Consider the following 15,945-nt stretch of genomic DNA (forward strand, 5'->3'; position numbering starts at 1 on the left):
ACGTCACCCTCTGATCACTTTTTAGGACGCGCGATATGCCGTGGCGTTGGCTTGCAGTTCCCGCTCTTATTCTCTGCGTCGGTGGCTCGGTGCTGGCGGCTGATTGCCCGCCCTTGTTGCAGGGGTCGCTGACCCAGTTGCACAGCAAGGAATCCATCGACCTGTGCCAGCGTTATGCGGGCAAACCCCTGGTGGTGGTCAACACCGCCAGCTTCTGTGGCTTCGCCCCGCAGTTCAAGGGCCTTGAGGCGCTGAATCAGCATTACAAGGGGCAAGGGCTGGAAGTGCTCGGCGTGCCGTCCAATGACTTCAAGCAGGAGTCCAAGGATGGTGCCGAGACGGCCAAGGTCTGTTACGTCAACTACGGCGTGACCTTTACCATGACCGAGCCCCAGCCGGTGCGCGGTGCCGACGCCACCCACCTGTTCAAAGTGCTTGCCGAGCAAAGCAGTGCGCCGAAGTGGAACTTCTACAAGTACGTGGTCGACCGCCAGGGCAACGTCATCGGCAGTTTCTCCAGCCTGACCAAGCCGGATAACCCAGACTTTATCGCGGCGGTCGAGCAGGCCATCGCTTCAAAGCCGTGATCGACGCCCACTAAAAAGCCCCGCCTCTGTAGCACAGAGCGGGGCTTTTTCAATTCAACTGGCGGTCCGTTCAGGCCCGCAGTGAATCAGAAGCGGTAGGTTGCACCCAGGCCATAGCCGAACGCCGAGTTTTGGTACTTGGCACTGTAGGACTGGCCTTGCTCGTTGTGGTTGTTGACCGAGACGTCTTCTTCCTTGAGGTAAGACACCGCCAGGTCGATGGTCAGGTCGTCGGTTGGGCTGTAGCCGGCACCGAAGCTGATTGCCCGGCGGTCGCCCGTCGGGATGCGTGGCGAGCGGTCAACGTTGTTGGTCGGCGACTGGTCGAACGACAGGCCGGAACGCAGTACCCACTCTTTGTTCAACTGATACGACGTACCCACGGCGAAGGCCCAGGTGTCGTGCCAGTTCTGCTCTTCGGTGATCTCGTCAAAGAACTGGCCCGGCAGGCCTGGCTGGACACCGGAGTTTTTGACGGTGATGTCTTTCAGGCGGCTCCAGCGCGTCCAGGTGCTACCGGCATAGGCGGTCCACTTGTCGTTCAGCACTTGAGTGACCGAGAAGTCCACCGACTCAGGGGTCGTGATCTTCAGCGACGCATCGTACTTCTGGTTGGCACCCAGGCCAATCAGGCCCAAGACGCTGTAGTCGACCTTGGTGTTGCCTTCGAGCTTGTAGTCCACTTTCGAGTGGTACGTCAGACCCAGGCGTGTGGTGTCGGTTGCTTGAACCAGTACACCGACGTTGTAGCCCAGTGCCGTGTCGTCACCCTTGATCTTGACCTTGCCGTCCGGCTGCGATTGGGTGATCGACAGGGCCGACTCCAGTTCGCCGTCGATACGGTTGATGGTCGGACCAAAGCCGATCGAGACTTTGTCGTTGAAGGCATAGCTGACGGTTGGCTGGAACGTGATGACTTGAACTTTACTCTTGCTACCGAAATAACGGCCGGCAAAGTTGTTCTCATAATCGGTCACCAGACCGAACGGGACATAGACGCCGATACCGAACGCCCAGTGCTCGTCGATAGGCTTGACGTAGTAGCCCATAGGCACGCCGGTCAACGGAACCATGTCGCCCTTGTTGCTGCCCTTGTTCGGGCCAACGCTGACGTCGCTGATGTCGGTAGAGGCATCGAGAATTGCAACACCGCCAGTCACTTGTTCGCGAGTAATGCGCGACATACCGGCAGGGTTGCCATAGATGGTGCTTGCATCATCGGCAGATGAAGAACGCCCGGCGTAACCAGTGCCCATCCCACTGATGCTGTGCTCGTTGATGGCAAAGCCAGCGGCGAAGATCTGGGTGGATGCCAAGGTAACGGCGAGGCTGAGGGTGCTTTTGAGCATGACTTTTTTCATTATTAGAACTCCGGGTAATCACCGGGGCGAAAATTACCAACATTTTCGCCGTAGCGCCATAGGCTGTATGCCTTGAGATAGAGCGGTTTTGTAGGACAATCCGACCAGATTCGCGGTATTTTCCACGATCTTGCAATTTGCCCGATCAACAGGCGACTTGATTGACGGGGCAGACGCAGGCTTGCCAGGCGCCGGTGAAATCGCGCAGGCGCCCTTGGGGTTGAAAAATGTGACGCCAGACCCTCGCCATGCCCAGCAGGTCATTGGCTTCGGGTAAGTCGGTGTGTTGCTCTTCTATCAGCAGCCAGGCGATGGCCGTGGCGTAGCGCAGGTTGACGGTCAGTTCCAGGTGCGGGCCGCTGAGAAAGGCATGTTGGCTGGCAAGGCCGCGCACCAGGCTCGCACGCTCAGGGTCCAGTGCCAGGTAATGGTCCCAGAGCGCCTGATGGCGAGGTTCGGCAATCCGGTACAAGCCGTGGCCACGGCGGTCATGCAGGGCAGAGCCCAAGGCTGACTGGCTGGCGGCGATGCCCAGTAACAGGGATTCGGCGGCGGTGCTGTGGCGCCCCAGATAAATCAGCGTAGGGCGGATCACATAGCGGCACAGTTCGCTGGCGGCGATACCCATAAATCCCTCATGAGACGAAGTGGGCGGCGATACCTGAAGGGGGCTTGGCAGCGGTGGATCGACTCAGGCTCGCCGAAAGCGGAACACGCCGCTTGAGTTGAAGTGTAGTGTCATATTCATAGCGTAAAGGACTGTTTTTAAAATATTTCCGGCTTCCAGTTATAACCCTTATATCGGTTTGTACTTAAGCCGGAAGTTTGAAATGGGAAATATCAGGCAATAAAAAGCCCCGCTTAAATGAGCAGGGCTTTTTAGATTTTTAGCCTTTCTGGCGTATCAGGCAACCAGTGCCTGACGGGTACGCTCGATCACGGCCTGCAGCGGCTCGGCGCTGGAGTATTGATCGGGGTACAGGCGTTCGCTGTGACGAGCGATACCGTGTTCGTTGACCAGGGTGAAGCTGAAGCAGCCTTTGCGAGCGGCCATGATCAGGCAGTTCATTGGTGCAAAAGCGTTGGTTAGGGTGCGAATGGCATCCTGAGTATGGATTTGAGTCGACATAATTATTGGTGTTCCTACAAATGACACGGATAAGAACCGTGCAACGTTAAAACGTTCCAGTAACGCCGATCACCATTGATCGAACGAAGAACCCGACTGGAACAAAGCAGCCAGTTGAAGCGCTATATATGTGCGCGCTTGGGCCGGCAGGTAGGTACTTAGGAGGGCAGGCATCACATCAAGGGCAAAGGTTCTGGGCCCGGGGTGAAGATCCTGATCAATTTGCAGGTTGGTTCGGTCAGAGTAAGTGAGCCTGGCAACACCCTTTGCATTCGATTCAAAGGCTGTGTTGTCGCAAGCGTTACCTGGAAACCATCGAGGTGGTCGTTCCCGTGTCTCGGTAGGCGCTTCTCTTTAGGGAAGGTATACCGCAGGAAGTGTTCGACCAGAATTGACTTTCAGCTTGGTACTAACGCCGCGGATAGTAGCCGATTGAATTCAAGAATGGAAGTGTGTTAGGTAAAAACATTCTGTTGCCGTCGCGACAGCCTTCGTGGGTGTCTACGAAGCGGTGAGCGCGGGGACCAGGTTCATGCGTCGGCACATAACCACTGGTCTGGATCAGCGGGGAGCGTACAGGGCCAATGTGTTACTGGTTTCCTACAACGTGCCCGAAAAAAGAGCATGGATACAACCGTCTCAAAGGTACTTGTGCACATTAGTTGCGCGAGGTGTAACCGCTCAGGCTTTTCCCCTCCAAGGGCAGTGGGTGCCTGCAGTGAAAATTTAAGTCAATGAAAAACATCGTTTTTTTTTGTTGGTGAAAAAATCGTCAGTTTGAGCGCGAGCCCCATTCCATAGGGCTTCTGGCGAGTTCCGGGAGGGTTGTCCACTGAGTTATCCACAGCTTCTGTGGATTGTCCCGGCCGCTTGCTCTAGGACGGGCGTACCCGCTTATTTCGACTTTACCTGTGCGAAAAAAAGAGTAAAGTGGCGCCCCCTCCGATATGCCTCACAGTGCTTTATGAAGTTTCGCTCAGTATCAACTTCTGTTACCTCTGCGCCGTCAGGTGTTACCCCTCCCAAGCGATTCACGATGCGCGTTGCCGAGTGGCTGCTCGACAGTCCACGCCTGGGCGACAACCCCAACGTCAAGCATTTCGCCGGGCACTTGCTCAAGGCACCGGCACGCGAAGGGATCGTTGCTGCGCAAAGCCGCCTGGGGCAGTTGATGTGCCGCGAGTGTGGCAATGCCCGGGACCGGCGCATCGGCCAGGACCTGCTGCGACAGGCCGCGCGAGCCGGTGACCTGCGCGCCCAGCGTGAACTCGGGCAGATCGAAGACTGAGCTGTGCAAGCCTCGGTGGCTTGGTTAACCTTCGGGCATTATTTCTTCGGCAGGAGTCGTCATGGCTATGGACTTGACCAGTGTGTTGCTGGGCCTGGCGGGCGCCGCGTTGCCGTTGCTGGTCGTGGCGTGGCAACTGCAACATCGCCTGGGCGCGGCGCGGTCCGAGCGGTCGTTGCTGGAGGAGCGCTTGAGCACAGCGCAACTGACCCAGGACGGCCTCAACGCCCAACTCGATGCATGTCGCGATGAAATCAGTGACCTGGGGCAGGCCAATGCGGCCAAGCAAGCCGAGATGGCCGCCTTGCGCCGGGAGGTCGAGCTGTTGCAGATCGAGCGCGACAATGCGCGCGACGCGGCCCATGCCTGGAACCTGGAGCGCAACGGCAAGGAGACTGAGTTGCGCCGCCTGGACGCCCAGGTCGCGTCCCTTGGCGCCGAACTGCGCGAGCAGCAGGAAAGCCACCAGCAACGCCTGAATGACCTGCAAGGCTCGCGGGACGAGTTGCGCGCCCAGTTCGCGGAACTCGCCGGAAAAATCTTCGATGAGCGTGAGCAGCGTTTCGCCGAAACCAGCCAGCAGCGCTTGGGCCAGTTGCTCGACCCGCTGAAGGAGCGGATTCAATCCTTCGAAAAACGCGTCGAAGAAAGCTACCAGGCTGAAGCCCGCGAACGTTTCTCGCTGGGCAAGGAGTTGGAGCGCCTGCAACAGCTGAACCTGCGCTTGAGCGACGAGGCGACCAACCTGACGCGCGCGCTCAAGGGACAAAAGACCCAGGGCAATTGGGGCGAACTGATCCTGGAGCGCGTGCTGGAACACGCGGGCCTGGAAAAAGGCCGCGAGTACCAGACGCAAGTCAGCCTCAAAGGCCCCGATGGCGAGCGCTTCCAGCCCGACGTGCTGATTTATCTACCGGGCGACAGGCAGGTGGTGGTCGATTCCAAGGTCAGCCTGACGGCTTATCAGCAGTACGTCGCGGCGGACGATGCGGCCATCGGCCAGGTCGCGCTCAAGCAGCACGTACTGTCGCTGCGCAATCATGTCAAAGGCCTGTCCGATAAGGACTACAAGCGCCTCGAGGGCTTGCACAGCCTGGACTTCGTCTTGCTCTTCGTGCCCATTGAAGCGGCGTTTTCTGCCGCCTTGCAGGCTGAGCCGAACCTGTTTCAAGAGGCCTTCGACCGGCATATCGTCATCGTCAGCCCGACCACCTTGCTGGCCACGCTAAGGGTCATCGACAGCCTGTGGAAGCAGGAACGCCAGACCCAGAACGCCCGGGAAATCGCCGAGCGTGCCGGCTGGCTGTACGACAAGTTCGTGCTGTTCATCCAGGACCTGGACGAGGTGGGCAACCGCTTGCAGCAACTGGACAAGGCCTACAGCGCAGCCCGCAATAAGTTGACCGAGGGACGCGGCAATCTGGTCAGTCGCAGCGAGCAGCTCAAGTTACTGGGCGCGCGGGCCAGCAAGAGCCTGCCGGCGGACTTGCTGGAGCGGGCGATGACCGATGTCGACGGCTTGGCCGAGCTGCCCGAGTAACCGCTACAACGGCAGATGCCGGCTCAACAACGCACGCAAGGCTGCCGGCTTGACCGGTTTGGCCAGGTAATCAAGGCCCGCTGCATGCACCTGGGCCACCATCTCGGGGCGCCCGTCGGCGCTGATCACCACGCCGGGCACCGGCTCATTCAGTTGGGTACGCAGCCAGGCCATCAGTTCGGTACCGGTTTCGCCGTCGTCCAGGTGGTAGTCCACCAATGCCAGTTGTGGACGCATGCCCGCATTGAGCAGCGCCGCACATTCATCACGATTGCGGGCGGTATGCACCCGGCAGCCCCAGCGTGTCAGCAGGCTGTTCATGCCGATCAGAATGCTGTCTTCGTTGTCCACGCACAGCACTTGCGCCCCGGTGGGCAACTGACCGTTCAATTCAGCCGCTTTACCCCGTGTGCCCGCCTGCGCGCGGGCCAGCGGCACGTTGACACTGAACACGCTGCCCTTGCCTGGCCACGAGCGCACTTGCAAGCGATGCCCCAGGACCCGGCATAACCCGTCGGCAATCGCCAGGCCCAGGCCCAGGCCTTTCTCGGCACGGGTCTGGTGGCTGTCCAGGCGCTTGAACTCTTCGAAGATCACCTGGCGCTTGTCTTCGGCAATCCCTGGGCCACGGTCCCAGACCTCCAGGCACAATTGATCGCCCTTGCGCCGCACACCCAGCAGCACCGGGCCTTTGGCGTAGCGGAACGCATTGGTGAGGAAGTTCTGCAGGACCCGGCGCAGCAGCTTGATATCGCTGTCGACCCGTAGCTGGCTGCCGCGCACGCGGAACTTCAACCCTTGCTCTTGAGCCAGGGCCTTGAATTCGGCGCCCAGGGTGTCAAACAGCTCGTTGAGCACGAACGGTTTGCGGTCCGGGGTGATCTTGCCGTTCTCCAGGCGCGAGATGTCCAGCAGGTCGCTGATCAAGTCCTCGGCGGAGCGCAACGAACTGTCCAGGTGCTGCACCAGTTGCCGGGCATCGGCGGACAATTCGTCGTCGCGGTGGGAGAGGGCGGCGGAGAACAGGCGTGCCGCGTTCAAGGGCTGCATCAGGTCGTGGCTGACCGCGGTGAGAAAGCGGGTTTTCGACTGGTTGGCCATTTCGGCCGTGCCCTTGGCGTCGGTCAGGGCGACGTTGAGTTGCGACAGTTCGTGGGTGCGCTCGGTGACGCGCTGTTCCAGTCCTTCGTTGGCCTCGGTCAAGGCCTGCTCGGCCTCGCGGAACGCGGTGATGTCGGTGAAACTCATGACGAAGCCGCCACCGGGCATCGGGTTGCCGATCAACTCGATCACCCGGCCGTTGGGGAACAGGCGCTCGGAGGTGTGGGCGCGACCCTGGCGCATCCAGTGCAGGCGCCGGGCCACGTGGACTTCGGCTTCGCCTGGGCCACACAGCCCGCGTTCGGCGTTGTGGCGAATGATGTCGGCAATCGGCCGGCCGACGCTGATCAGACCGTCCGGGTAGTCGAACAGCTCCAGGTAGCGGCGGTTCCAGGCCACCAGCTTCAGCGACTGGTCGACCACGCTGATGCCCTGGGTGATGTTCTCGATGGCGCCTTGCAACAAGGCGCGGTTGAACTGCAGGACCTCGGAGGCTTCGTCGGCGATTCGCACGACATCCTCAAGCTGCATCTCCCTGCCTTCAATCGCCGCTTTTACCACCGCCCGGGTCGAAGAGGCTCCCAGCACGCCCGCCAGCAAGCGTTCGGTGTGGGCGATCCACTCGCCGTCGGCGTTCTGGTTCGGGTTAAAGCCTTTGCCCTGGCGATAGGCGAAGCGGATGAAGCTTTGGCGTGCCCGCTCCTCGCCGACAAAGCGCGCGGCCAATTGCAGCAGGTCGTTGATCTGCACCGCCAGCATCGAGCGCGCATTGGGCCGGGCGCTGATTTCCTGGCCGATGAAGCGGCCGGCCTGCCAGTGTTCCGACACCCGGGTGCGCGACAGCACCGAGACCCAGGCAAACAGGGTGAAGTTACCGGCCAGCGACAGCACCACACCTTGGGTCAGCGGGGTAATCGGTAGGTTCAGCGGGTTGCTGTGGAGCCAGTCAAGCCCGGGAAAGCTGCTCAGCGACCAGCCCATGCTGTGGACGGCGATGGGCAGGATCAAGGTGTAGAACCACAGGAAAGTCCCGGCGGCCAGACCGGCGAACACCCCACGGCGATTGGCCTGTTTCCAATACAGTGCACCGAGCATCGCCGGTGCCAGTTGGGTGACGGCGGCGAAGGCAATCTGGCCGATGGTGGCCAGGCTCGCGGTAGAGCCGAGCAGGCGGTAGGCGACATAGGCCAGCAGCAGAATCACCACGATGCTCACGCGGCGCACCGAGAGCATCCAGTGGCGGAACACTTCGAAGGGACGCTCGGCGTTTTTACGGCGCAGCAGCCAGGGCAGGAGCATGTCGTTGGAGACCATGGTCGACAACGCGACACTGGCGACAATCACCATGCCGGTGGCGGCGGATGCGCCCCCAATAAAGGCCAGCAAGGCCAGCGCCGGATGGGCCTGGGCCAGGGGCAGGCTGATCACGAACGAATCGGGCAGTACCGAACTGGGCAGCAGCATTTGCCCGGCCAGGGCGATGGGCACCACGAACAGGGCCGCCAGCGCCAGGTACACAGGGAACACCCATTTGGCCAGGCGCAAGTCCTGTGGCTCGATGTTTTCGACCACGGTCACGTGGAACTGCCGGGGCAGGCAGATGATGGCCATCATTGCGACACCGGTCTGCACCACCATCGAGGGCCAGTTGATGGTTTCCTTCCAGTATTGCTCCAGGCGTGGGGCGAGCATGGCCTGGTCGAACAGGTCGTCGAAGCCGTCGTACAGCCCATAGGTGACGAAGGCGCCGACGGCCAGAAAGGCGAACAGCTTGACCAGCGACTCAAAGGCAATCGCCAGCACCATGCCACGGTGGTGTTCGGTGGCATCGAGGTTGCGCGTGCCGAAGACGATGGTGAACAGCGCCAGGATCAGCGACACGATCAACGCCGTATCCTGGGCGCGGGTGCCCATGGCATCGGCGCCGGCACCGATCAGCAGGTTCACGCCGAGCACGATGCCCTTGAGCTGCAGGGCAATGTAGGGCAACACACCCACCAGGCAGATCAGCGCCACCACCACTGCCAGGGATTGCGACTTGCCGTAGCGGGCGGCGATGAAGTCGGCAATGGAGGTGATGTTTTCCTGTTTGCTGATCATCACCATTTTTTGCAGGACCCACGGCGCGAACAGCAGCAGCAGGATCGGCCCCAGGTAAATCGGCAGGAACGACCAGAGTTGCTCGGCGGCTTGGCCGACCGCACCAAAGAACGTCCAACTGGTGCAGTAGACCGCCAGCGACAGGCTGTACACCCAGGCCCGCACGCGCGGCGGCAAGGGCGCGCTGCGACGGTCGCCATAGAAGGCGATGGCGAACATGATGGCCATATAGGCCAGGGCGACGGCGGCGATCAGCCCGCTGGACAGCGACATGGAAACTCCAGGCAAAAAGACCCCCGGGACACCAGTGCCGGGCCTGACAGTCTCGCACGATGGATCGTCTTAGTCAGTGTCGACCAAGGTCTGAGCGCGACAGGGTGTCGCAGAGGCCGGGCGAGGTCTGCCAGTGACGCCAACGTCGCTGTTTCCTGTGCTTGGGGTAACCTTGGCACCTGAACTGTACTCACTCAAAGGATTGGCCGGCCATGAAGATCATCCGCAGCAAGTCGTTCACCGGTGAGCGTGCCTGGGCAGCGCTGGATATTGCCAGCATGAACGGCATCACCACGCGTTTGCACTGGACTGACCAGCCGTACAAATGGCACGTCAATGATGGCCAGGAAGTGTTCGTTGTTCTCGATGGCCAGGTGCGAATGCATTACCGCGAGAACGGCATCGAGCAGGCTGCGCTGTTGGAGGTTGGGGACATTTTTTATGCCGCGGTCGGCACGGAGCACGTCGCTCATCCGCAGGGGGTGGCCAGGGTGCTGGTGATTGAGTCGGAAGGCAGCGTCTGATGGCTATATCTGCAAAATAGATAACAGTTAGAGATATTACCCGTTATATAGATATTCGATTCGGTTCTACCATGGTCTCCACCTTGCCAAAGGATAGGAATTCGCCATGCAATGCCCCACCAATAGCCAACGTGCCCATCGACCGTTCAGCCATTTGCATCATCCTCGCGACGTCATTCGCCAGTTCACCCCTAACTGGTTTGCCGCCACCATGGGCACCGGGGTGCTGGCGTTGGCGCTGGCCCAGTTGCCGGTCGCGAGCCCAGGCCTGCATGCCCTCGCCGAAGGCTTGTGGCTGTTCAATATTTTCTTGTTCGTGCTGTTTAGCCTGATGTACGCCGCGCGTTGGGTGCTGTACTTCGACGAAGCGCGGCGGATTTTCGGGCATTCCACGGTCTCGATGTTTTTCGGCACCATTCCCATGGGACTGGCGACCATCATCAATGGCTTTCTGGTATTTGGCTTGCCGCGCTGGGGGCAGGGCGTGGTGCACGTGGCCGAGGTGCTGTGGTGGCTGGATGTCGCGATGTCCTTGGCGTGCGGCGTCCTGATCCCGTACCTGATGTTTACCCGCCAGGAACACAGCATCGACCAGATGACTGCCGTATGGCTGTTGCCGGTGGTGGCCGCGGAAGTCGCGGCGGCCAGCGGTGGCTTGCTCGCACCGCACTTGACCGACGCCCATGGGCAGTTGGTGATGCTGGTCACCAGCTATGTGCTGTGGGCCTTTTCGCTGCCGGTGGCGTTCAGTGTGCTGACTATCCTGGTGCTGCGCATGGCGTTGCACAAGCTGCCCCATGAGAGCATGGCGGCGTCGAGTTGGTTGGCATTGGGGCCGATTGGCACTGGGGCGCTGGGCATGTTGCTGCTGGGTGGCGATGCGCCGGCGATTTTCGCCGCCAACGGCTTGCCGGGCGTGGGGGAGGTGGCGGCTGGAATAGGCCTGATCGCCGGGATCACGCTCTGGGGGTTTGGCCTGTGGTGGATGTTGATTGCGGTACTGATCACGGTGCGTTACCTGCGTGATGGGATCCCCTTCAATCTTGGTTGGTGGGGGTTTACCTTCCCGCTGGGCGTGTATTCGCTGGCGACATTGAAGCTGGCGAGCACCTTGAACCTGACATTTTTCAGTGTGTTTGGCTCGGTGCTGGTGCTGCTGCTGGCGGTTATGTGGCTGATTGTGTCCAAGCGCACGCTACAGGGCGCGTGGCGTGGCGAGTTGTTTGTCTCGCCGTGCATCGCCGGTTTGAAGAAATAGTTTAGGCAAGGTTGTGGCCTGGATCGCTCCGTGACCCTCCAATAGGAGCATCCAGTAGACACTCAGGGACATGGAAGATGAGCCACCCTTCACAGTTCACCTTGCTTCGTAAGCGGCGGTTCCTGCCGTTCTTTGTCACGCAATCCCTTGGCGCGTTCAACGACAACATCTTCAAGCAGTCGTTGATTCTCGCCATCCTCTACAAGTTGGCCATCGAGGGTGATCGTTCGATCTGGGTCAACCTCTGCGCGCTGCTGTTCATCCTGCCGTTCTTCCTGTTTTCGGCGCTGGCGGGCCAGTTTGGTGAGAAGTTCGCCAAGGACGCGCTGATTCGTCTGATCAAGCTGGGGGAAATCGCCATCATGGCGGTGGGCGCCGTCGGCTTCCTGTTCGATCACCTGTGGCTGATGCTGCTGGCGCTGTTCGCCATGGGCACCCACTCGGCGCTGTTCGGGCCGGTGAAGTACTCGATCCTGCCCCAGGCGCTGCGCGAGGAAGAGTTGGTGGGGGGCAACGGCCTGGTGGAGATGGGGACCTTCCTGGCAATCCTGGCCGGGACCATTGGCGCCGGGGTCATGATGTCCTCCAGTCACTACGCGCCAATCGTATCCTTGGCAATTATTGGCGTCGCCGTCCTCGGCTACCTCGCCAGCCGCAGCATTCCACGGGCGGCGGCCTCGACCCCTGAGTTGCGCATCGACTGGAATATCTTCAGCCAGTCCTGGACCACGTTGCGCATGGGGCTCAAGCAAGCGCCGGCGGTGTCGCGCTCGATTGTCGGTAACTCATGGTTCTGGTTCGTCGGGGCGATTTACCTGACGCAGATCCCGGCCTACGCCAAGGAATGGATGCATGGCGACGAGACCGTGGTCACGCTGATCCTCACGGTGTTCTCGGTCGGTATCGCATTGGGTTCGATGCTCTGTGAAAAGCTCTCAGGGCGTAAGGTCGAGATTGGCCTAGTGCCGTTCGGTTCGTTCGGTCTGACCGTGTTCGGTTTGCTGCTGTGGTGGCACTCCGGTGGTATCCCGGACAGCCTCCAGGGCCATAGCTGGCTAGCAGTGCTGGGCTTTGGCCACACCTGGCTGGTGCTGTTCGACATCCTCGGGCTTGGGGTCTTTGGCGGCTTCTACATCGTGCCGCTGTATGCGTTGATCCAGTCGCGTACCGCTGAAAACGAGCGGGCGAGGGTGATTGCAGCCAACAACATCCTCAACGCGTTGTTCATGGTGATCTCGGCGGTTGTCTCGATCGTGTTGCTGAGCCTGGCCAAGCTGTCCATCCCACAGCTGTTCCTGGTGGTGTCGCTGCTCAACATCGGCGTCAACGCCTACATCTTCAAGATCGTGCCCGAGTTCAGCATGCGCTTCATGATCTGGCTGCTCAGCCATTCCATGTACCGCGTGCAGCACCGTAACCTTGAGTTGATTCCCGATGAGGGCGCGGCGCTCCTGGTGTGCAACCACGTGTCGTTTGTTGATGCGTTGTTGGTCGGTGGTGCGGTACGTCGGCCGATTCGCTTTGTGATGTATTACAAGATCTACAACTTGCCGGTACTGAACTTTATCTTCCGTACTGCCGGGACGATTCCGATTGCCGGGCGCCATGAAGACAGCGAGATCTACGAGCGAGCCTTCCAGAAGATTGGCCAGTACCTGAAGGACGGTGAGTTGGTGTGCATCTTCCCCGAGGGCAAGCTGACGGTTGATGGTGAGATCAACGAGTTCAAGGGCGGGTTGACGCGAATTCTGCAGGAGACACCGGTGCCGGTGATTCCATTGGCCCTGCAAGGGCTGTGGGGCAGCTTCTTCAGCCGTGATCCGAACAAGGGCTTGTTCCATCGCCTATGGTCGAAGGTGACGCTGGTTGCCGGGCCGCCGGTAACGGCGCAAGAGGCAGAGCCTGCGCGGCTGCAAGCCATGGTGGGGGAGCTGCGGGGAACGGTTCGCTAGCATCACGCCGGATAAGAAACGCCCGCCTCTTAGTGCGTAATGCTGTTCACTTAAGGGCGTCCCGCTATCGAACGTGGCGAGCGCGCTTGCTCGCCACGGACTGTTTTGATGTCGAGATGAGCTTAAGTGAACAGCATTAGCCGCTTGGTGCGGGCGTTTTTTGTCAGGTTGCGCTGACTTTCAGCCCAATCAACCCGGCAATGATCAGTGCAACGCTGGCCAGTCGGAACAGCGCCATGGACTCGCCGAACAAGATGATTCCGGCGATCACCGTGCCCACGGCGCCGACGCCGGTCCAGATCGCGTAGGCGGTGCCCAGCGGCAGCTCCTTCATCGCCAGGCCCAGCAGGCCCAGGCTGATGGCCATGGCCACGATGGTTAGCGCAGTAGGCAGCGGGCGGCTGAAACCGTCGGTGTATTTCAGGCCAACGGCCCAGCCGACTTCAAACAGACCCGCGAAGAACAGAATGATCCAGGACATAAATACCTCCATCGATTGACGGGGTCGTCCCCAGATTAATAGCTCGATCGAGCCGCAAGGTCGTCCTTGCGATGGGCGCTATGGTGCCCATCATTAATCCGGGGATCAAGATCCACACTCAATCGGCGGCTTGTTGGGCCGCCAGTTCTCGGTCCTGTTTCTCGCTCATGCGCCGGAAGTAGGTCGCCAGCAGCGCCCCGGAGATGTTGTGCCACACGCTGAACAGGGCGCTGGGCACCGCCGCCAGAGGCGAGAAGTGCGCGCTGGCCAGGGCGGCGCCGAGACCTGAGTTTTGCATGCCGACTTCCAGGGCCAGGGTTTTACGCTGGGCCAGCGGCAGTTTGAACAGGTGCCCGGTGACGTAGCCCAGCAGATAACCGAAGCTGTTGTGCAGCATCACCACGCCCATGATCAGCAAGCCGGATTCGGCAATCTTGCCTTGGCTGGCGGCGACCACAGCGGCGACGATGATCACGATGCTCACCACCGAGACCAGCGGCAGAACCTCGACGGCATAACGTGCCCGAGCACCGAGTAGGCGCTGGACAATGACGCCGAGAACGATCGGCAGCAGCACGATCTGCAGGATCGACCAGAACAGTTCCATGAACGAAACCGGCAGCCAGGCCGAGGCGAGCATCCAGATCAGTGCGGGTGTCAGCAGCGGGGCGAGCAAGGTGGTAATCGCGGAGATGGCAACGGCCAGGGCGAGGTCGCCACGGGCGAGCCAGGTCATGACGTTGGAAGATGTACCGCTTGGGCAGCAGCCAACCAGGATCACCCCAACCGCAATTTCTGCGGGTAGGTTGAACACTTGGCAGAGCAGCCAGGCCATGCCGGGCATGATCACGAATTGCGCGACGACGCCCAGGGCGACGCGCCAGGGGTGACGAGCGACCTCCGCGAAGTCTTCCAGTTTCAAGGTCAGGCCCATGCCGAACATCACCAAGCCCAGCAGCGGCACGATGGCGCTTTTCAGGTCAAGGAACCAACTCGGTTGCAGGAACGCCAGGACGGCGAAAATCAGTACCCAATAGGCAAAGGTGTTGCCGACAAAGCGACTCAGTGCTGCCAATGCACGCATGACATGTTCCTTATTATTAAGTGGGGTCGCAACAAAGCAGGTGGGAGGTTCTATGCGCAGGGATCACCCCCATGCATAGAACCTCCCACATTTAAGTAAGCGTTATCCGCTTAGATGCCTTGCGGGGTCTCTTCGCCGCCCAGGGCTTCAACCAGGGCCGGGAGGAAGTCGCCGAAAGTCAGCATCATCAAGGTGAAGCTGGCATCCAGTTGGCCGAGGGCCTCTTCGCCGCCGTCCTGTTCCGCCTGGTCTTGCAGCAGGTCTTCGAACTTCAGGCGCTTGACCACCATTTTGTCGTCGAGGACGAATGACAGTTTGTCCTGCCAGGCCAGGGACAGTTGAGTCACGACTTTGCCCGTGCTCAGGTGCAGCTGGATTTCGTCGCTGGTCAGGTCCTGGCGCTTGCAGCGGATGATGCCGCCGTCTTCGTGGGTGTCGCGCAGCTCGCACTCGTCCAGCACAAAGAAATCATCGGCGGCTTTCTGGGTGGTGACCCACTCCGTCATGGTCGCGGTCGGCGACATTTTTACCGTCAGCGGACGCACCGGCAGGGAGCCGATCACTTCACGCAGGGTGGACAGCAGGTCTTCGGCACGCTTCGGGCTGGCCGAGTTGACGAGGATCAGGCCCTGTTTCGGCGCAATGGCGGCGAACGTGGACGAGCGACGGATAAAGGCGCGAGGGAGGAAGGCCTGGATGATTTCATCCTTGATCTGGTCACGCTCCTTCTTATAGACCTTGCGCATTTGCTCGGCTTCGATCTCTTCGACCTTTTCCTTGAGCGCGTCACGGACCACGCTACCGGGCAGGATGCGCTCTTCCTTGCGTGCCGCGATCAGCAGGAAGTCACCGCTGACATGCGCCAGTGGGGCATCTTCGCCCTTGCCAAACGGCGCGACGAAACCGTAGGTGGTCAACTCCTGGCTTGCACATGGACGCGCCAGCTTGGTGGCCAGTGCAGTTTCCAACGCCTCGGCATCAAAAGGCAGATCTTGGGTCAGGCGATAGATAAGCAGGTTTTTGAACCACATGGGGTGAGTCTCTCTTTAATACAAAGTGGGGCATTATTCTCCGCGCAGCTCAATAGGCCAACCCTTCGCTAAGCCTTTGGAAGGCCTGAAAAAAATATTATAAAAAGTGCTTGCCAGAGGTGGGGCTGCTCCGTAGAATGCGCGCCACACCGAACGTGAAGGGTGATTAGCTCAGCTGGGAGAGCGTCTGCCTTACAAGCAGAATGTCGGCGGTTCGATCCCGTCATCACCCACCA

General features: G+C 60.2%; 13 protein-coding genes and 1 tRNA gene. 7 read left to right on the top strand and 7 right to left on the bottom strand.

What is annotated here, in order from left to right; genetic code table 11:
• Positions 1-35: 35 nt before the first annotated feature.
• On the top strand, positions 36-587 hold the full coding sequence (locus BMW74_RS20305; protein WP_093425755.1) for a glutathione peroxidase: 552 nt from the start codon (positions 36-38) through the stop codon (positions 585-587).
• Between the two features lie 86 nt (positions 588-673).
• Here BMW74_RS20305 and BMW74_RS20310 read toward each other — a convergent pair whose 3' ends face one another.
• From BMW74_RS20310 to BMW74_RS20320, 3 genes are all read right to left on the bottom strand, one after another.
• Positions 674-1,948 carry an OmpP1/FadL family transporter gene (locus tag BMW74_RS20310; protein ID WP_093425757.1) on the bottom strand — a complete coding sequence of 425 codons (1,275 nt, stop codon included), beginning with the start codon at positions 1,946-1,948 and terminating at the stop codon, positions 674-676.
• 145 nt (positions 1,949-2,093) lie between these two features.
• Complete coding sequence (locus BMW74_RS20315) at positions 2,094-2,576, bottom strand: hypothetical protein (RefSeq protein ID WP_093425759.1); 483 nt, start codon at positions 2,574-2,576, stop codon at positions 2,094-2,096.
• A gap of 276 nt (positions 2,577-2,852) precedes the next feature.
• Complete coding sequence (locus BMW74_RS20320; RefSeq protein WP_007898912.1) at positions 2,853-3,077, bottom strand: hypothetical protein; 225 nt, start codon at positions 3,075-3,077, stop codon at positions 2,853-2,855.
• A 964-nt stretch (positions 3,078-4,041) separates the two neighbouring features.
• Here BMW74_RS20320 and BMW74_RS20330 point away from each other — a divergent pair.
• Together BMW74_RS20330 and rmuC are read left to right on the top strand one after the other, a co-directional pair.
• Entirely contained in the window at positions 4,042-4,365 is a 324-nt protein-coding gene (locus BMW74_RS20330; RefSeq protein WP_093425761.1) for an SEL1-like repeat protein, read from the top strand.
• A gap of 175 nt (positions 4,366-4,540) precedes the next feature.
• Positions 4,541-5,905, top strand: coding sequence for a DNA recombination protein RmuC (rmuC, locus tag BMW74_RS20335; RefSeq protein ID WP_175479267.1), 1,365 nt, complete (start codon positions 4,541-4,543; stop codon positions 5,903-5,905).
• A 3-nt stretch (positions 5,906-5,908) separates the two neighbouring features.
• On the opposite strand, the gene BMW74_RS20340 is transcribed toward rmuC, so the two are convergent.
• Complete coding sequence (locus BMW74_RS20340; RefSeq protein ID WP_093425765.1) at positions 5,909-9,379, bottom strand: hybrid sensor histidine kinase/response regulator; 3,471 nt, start codon at positions 9,377-9,379, stop codon at positions 5,909-5,911.
• A 212-nt stretch (positions 9,380-9,591) separates the two neighbouring features.
• Here BMW74_RS20340 and BMW74_RS20345 point away from each other — a divergent pair, with 212 nt between their 5' ends.
• The 3 genes from BMW74_RS20345 to BMW74_RS20355 all read left to right on the top strand — a co-directional run bounded on the left by BMW74_RS20345 (position 9,592) and on the right by BMW74_RS20355 (position 13,113).
• On the top strand, positions 9,592-9,903 hold the full coding sequence (locus tag BMW74_RS20345) for a cupin domain-containing protein (RefSeq protein ID WP_093425767.1): 312 nt from the start codon (positions 9,592-9,594) through the stop codon (positions 9,901-9,903).
• 106 nt (positions 9,904-10,009) lie between these two features.
• On the top strand, positions 10,010-11,161 hold the full coding sequence (locus BMW74_RS20350; RefSeq protein ID WP_093425769.1) for a TDT family transporter: 1,152 nt from the start codon (positions 10,010-10,012) through the stop codon (positions 11,159-11,161).
• Between the two features lie 77 nt (positions 11,162-11,238).
• Complete coding sequence (locus BMW74_RS20355) at positions 11,239-13,113, top strand: MFS transporter (protein ID WP_093425771.1); 1,875 nt, start codon at positions 11,239-11,241, stop codon at positions 13,111-13,113.
• A 163-nt stretch (positions 13,114-13,276) separates the two neighbouring features.
• Here BMW74_RS20355 and sugE read toward each other — a convergent pair whose 3' ends face one another.
• The 3 genes from sugE to rdgC all read right to left on the bottom strand — a co-directional run bounded on the left by sugE (position 13,277) and on the right by rdgC (position 15,709).
• Entirely contained in the window at positions 13,277-13,594 is a 318-nt protein-coding gene (gene sugE / locus BMW74_RS20360) for a quaternary ammonium compound efflux SMR transporter SugE (protein ID WP_093425773.1), read from the bottom strand.
• Positions 13,595-13,712: 118 nt separating this feature from the next.
• Positions 13,713-14,678, bottom strand: coding sequence for a bile acid:sodium symporter family protein (locus tag BMW74_RS20365; RefSeq protein ID WP_093425775.1), 966 nt, complete (start codon positions 14,676-14,678; stop codon positions 13,713-13,715).
• Positions 14,679-14,788: 110 nt separating this feature from the next.
• Positions 14,789-15,709, bottom strand: a complete 921-nt coding sequence (gene rdgC / locus BMW74_RS20370; RefSeq protein ID WP_093425777.1) for a recombination-associated protein RdgC — start codon at positions 15,707-15,709, stop codon at positions 14,789-14,791.
• Between the two features lie 160 nt (positions 15,710-15,869).
• On the opposite strand from rdgC, the gene BMW74_RS20375 reads away from it, so the two are divergent.
• Positions 15,870-15,945: transfer RNA gene (locus tag BMW74_RS20375), tRNA-Val, on the top strand.

This window comes from Pseudomonas sp. ok272 (assembly GCF_900109995.1).
GTDB lineage: Bacteria > Pseudomonadota > Gammaproteobacteria > Pseudomonadales > Pseudomonadaceae > Aquipseudomonas.

Excerpts from the sequence above, each read along its gene's own strand:
- sugE (WP_093425773.1), bottom strand. The coding sequence starts at position 13,594 with ATGTCCTGGATCATTCTGTTCTTCGCGGGTCTGTTTGAAGTCGGCTGG.
- BMW74_RS20340 (WP_093425765.1), bottom strand. The coding sequence starts at position 9,379 with ATGTCGCTGTCCAGCGGGCTGATCGCCGCCGTCGCCCTGGCCTATATG.
- BMW74_RS20345 (WP_093425767.1), top strand. The coding sequence starts at position 9,592 with ATGAAGATCATCCGCAGCAAGTCGTTCACCGGTGAGCGTGCCTGGGCA.
- BMW74_RS20330 (WP_093425761.1), top strand. The coding sequence starts at position 4,042 with ATGAAGTTTCGCTCAGTATCAACTTCTGTTACCTCTGCGCCGTCAGGT.
- rdgC (WP_093425777.1), bottom strand. The coding sequence starts at position 15,709 with ATGTGGTTCAAAAACCTGCTTATCTATCGCCTGACCCAAGATCTGCCT.
- BMW74_RS20355 (WP_093425771.1), top strand. The coding sequence starts at position 11,239 with ATGAGCCACCCTTCACAGTTCACCTTGCTTCGTAAGCGGCGGTTCCTG.
- BMW74_RS20320 (WP_007898912.1), bottom strand. The coding sequence starts at position 3,077 with ATGTCGACTCAAATCCATACTCAGGATGCCATTCGCACCCTAACCAAC.
- BMW74_RS20350 (WP_093425769.1), top strand. The coding sequence starts at position 10,010 with ATGCAATGCCCCACCAATAGCCAACGTGCCCATCGACCGTTCAGCCAT.
- BMW74_RS20315 (WP_093425759.1), bottom strand. The coding sequence starts at position 2,576 with ATGGGTATCGCCGCCAGCGAACTGTGCCGCTATGTGATCCGCCCTACG.
- BMW74_RS20365 (WP_093425775.1), bottom strand. The coding sequence starts at position 14,678 with ATGCGTGCATTGGCAGCACTGAGTCGCTTTGTCGGCAACACCTTTGCC.
- BMW74_RS20310 (WP_093425757.1), bottom strand. The coding sequence starts at position 1,948 with ATGAAAAAAGTCATGCTCAAAAGCACCCTCAGCCTCGCCGTTACCTTG.
- BMW74_RS20305 (WP_093425755.1), top strand. The coding sequence starts at position 36 with ATGCCGTGGCGTTGGCTTGCAGTTCCCGCTCTTATTCTCTGCGTCGGT.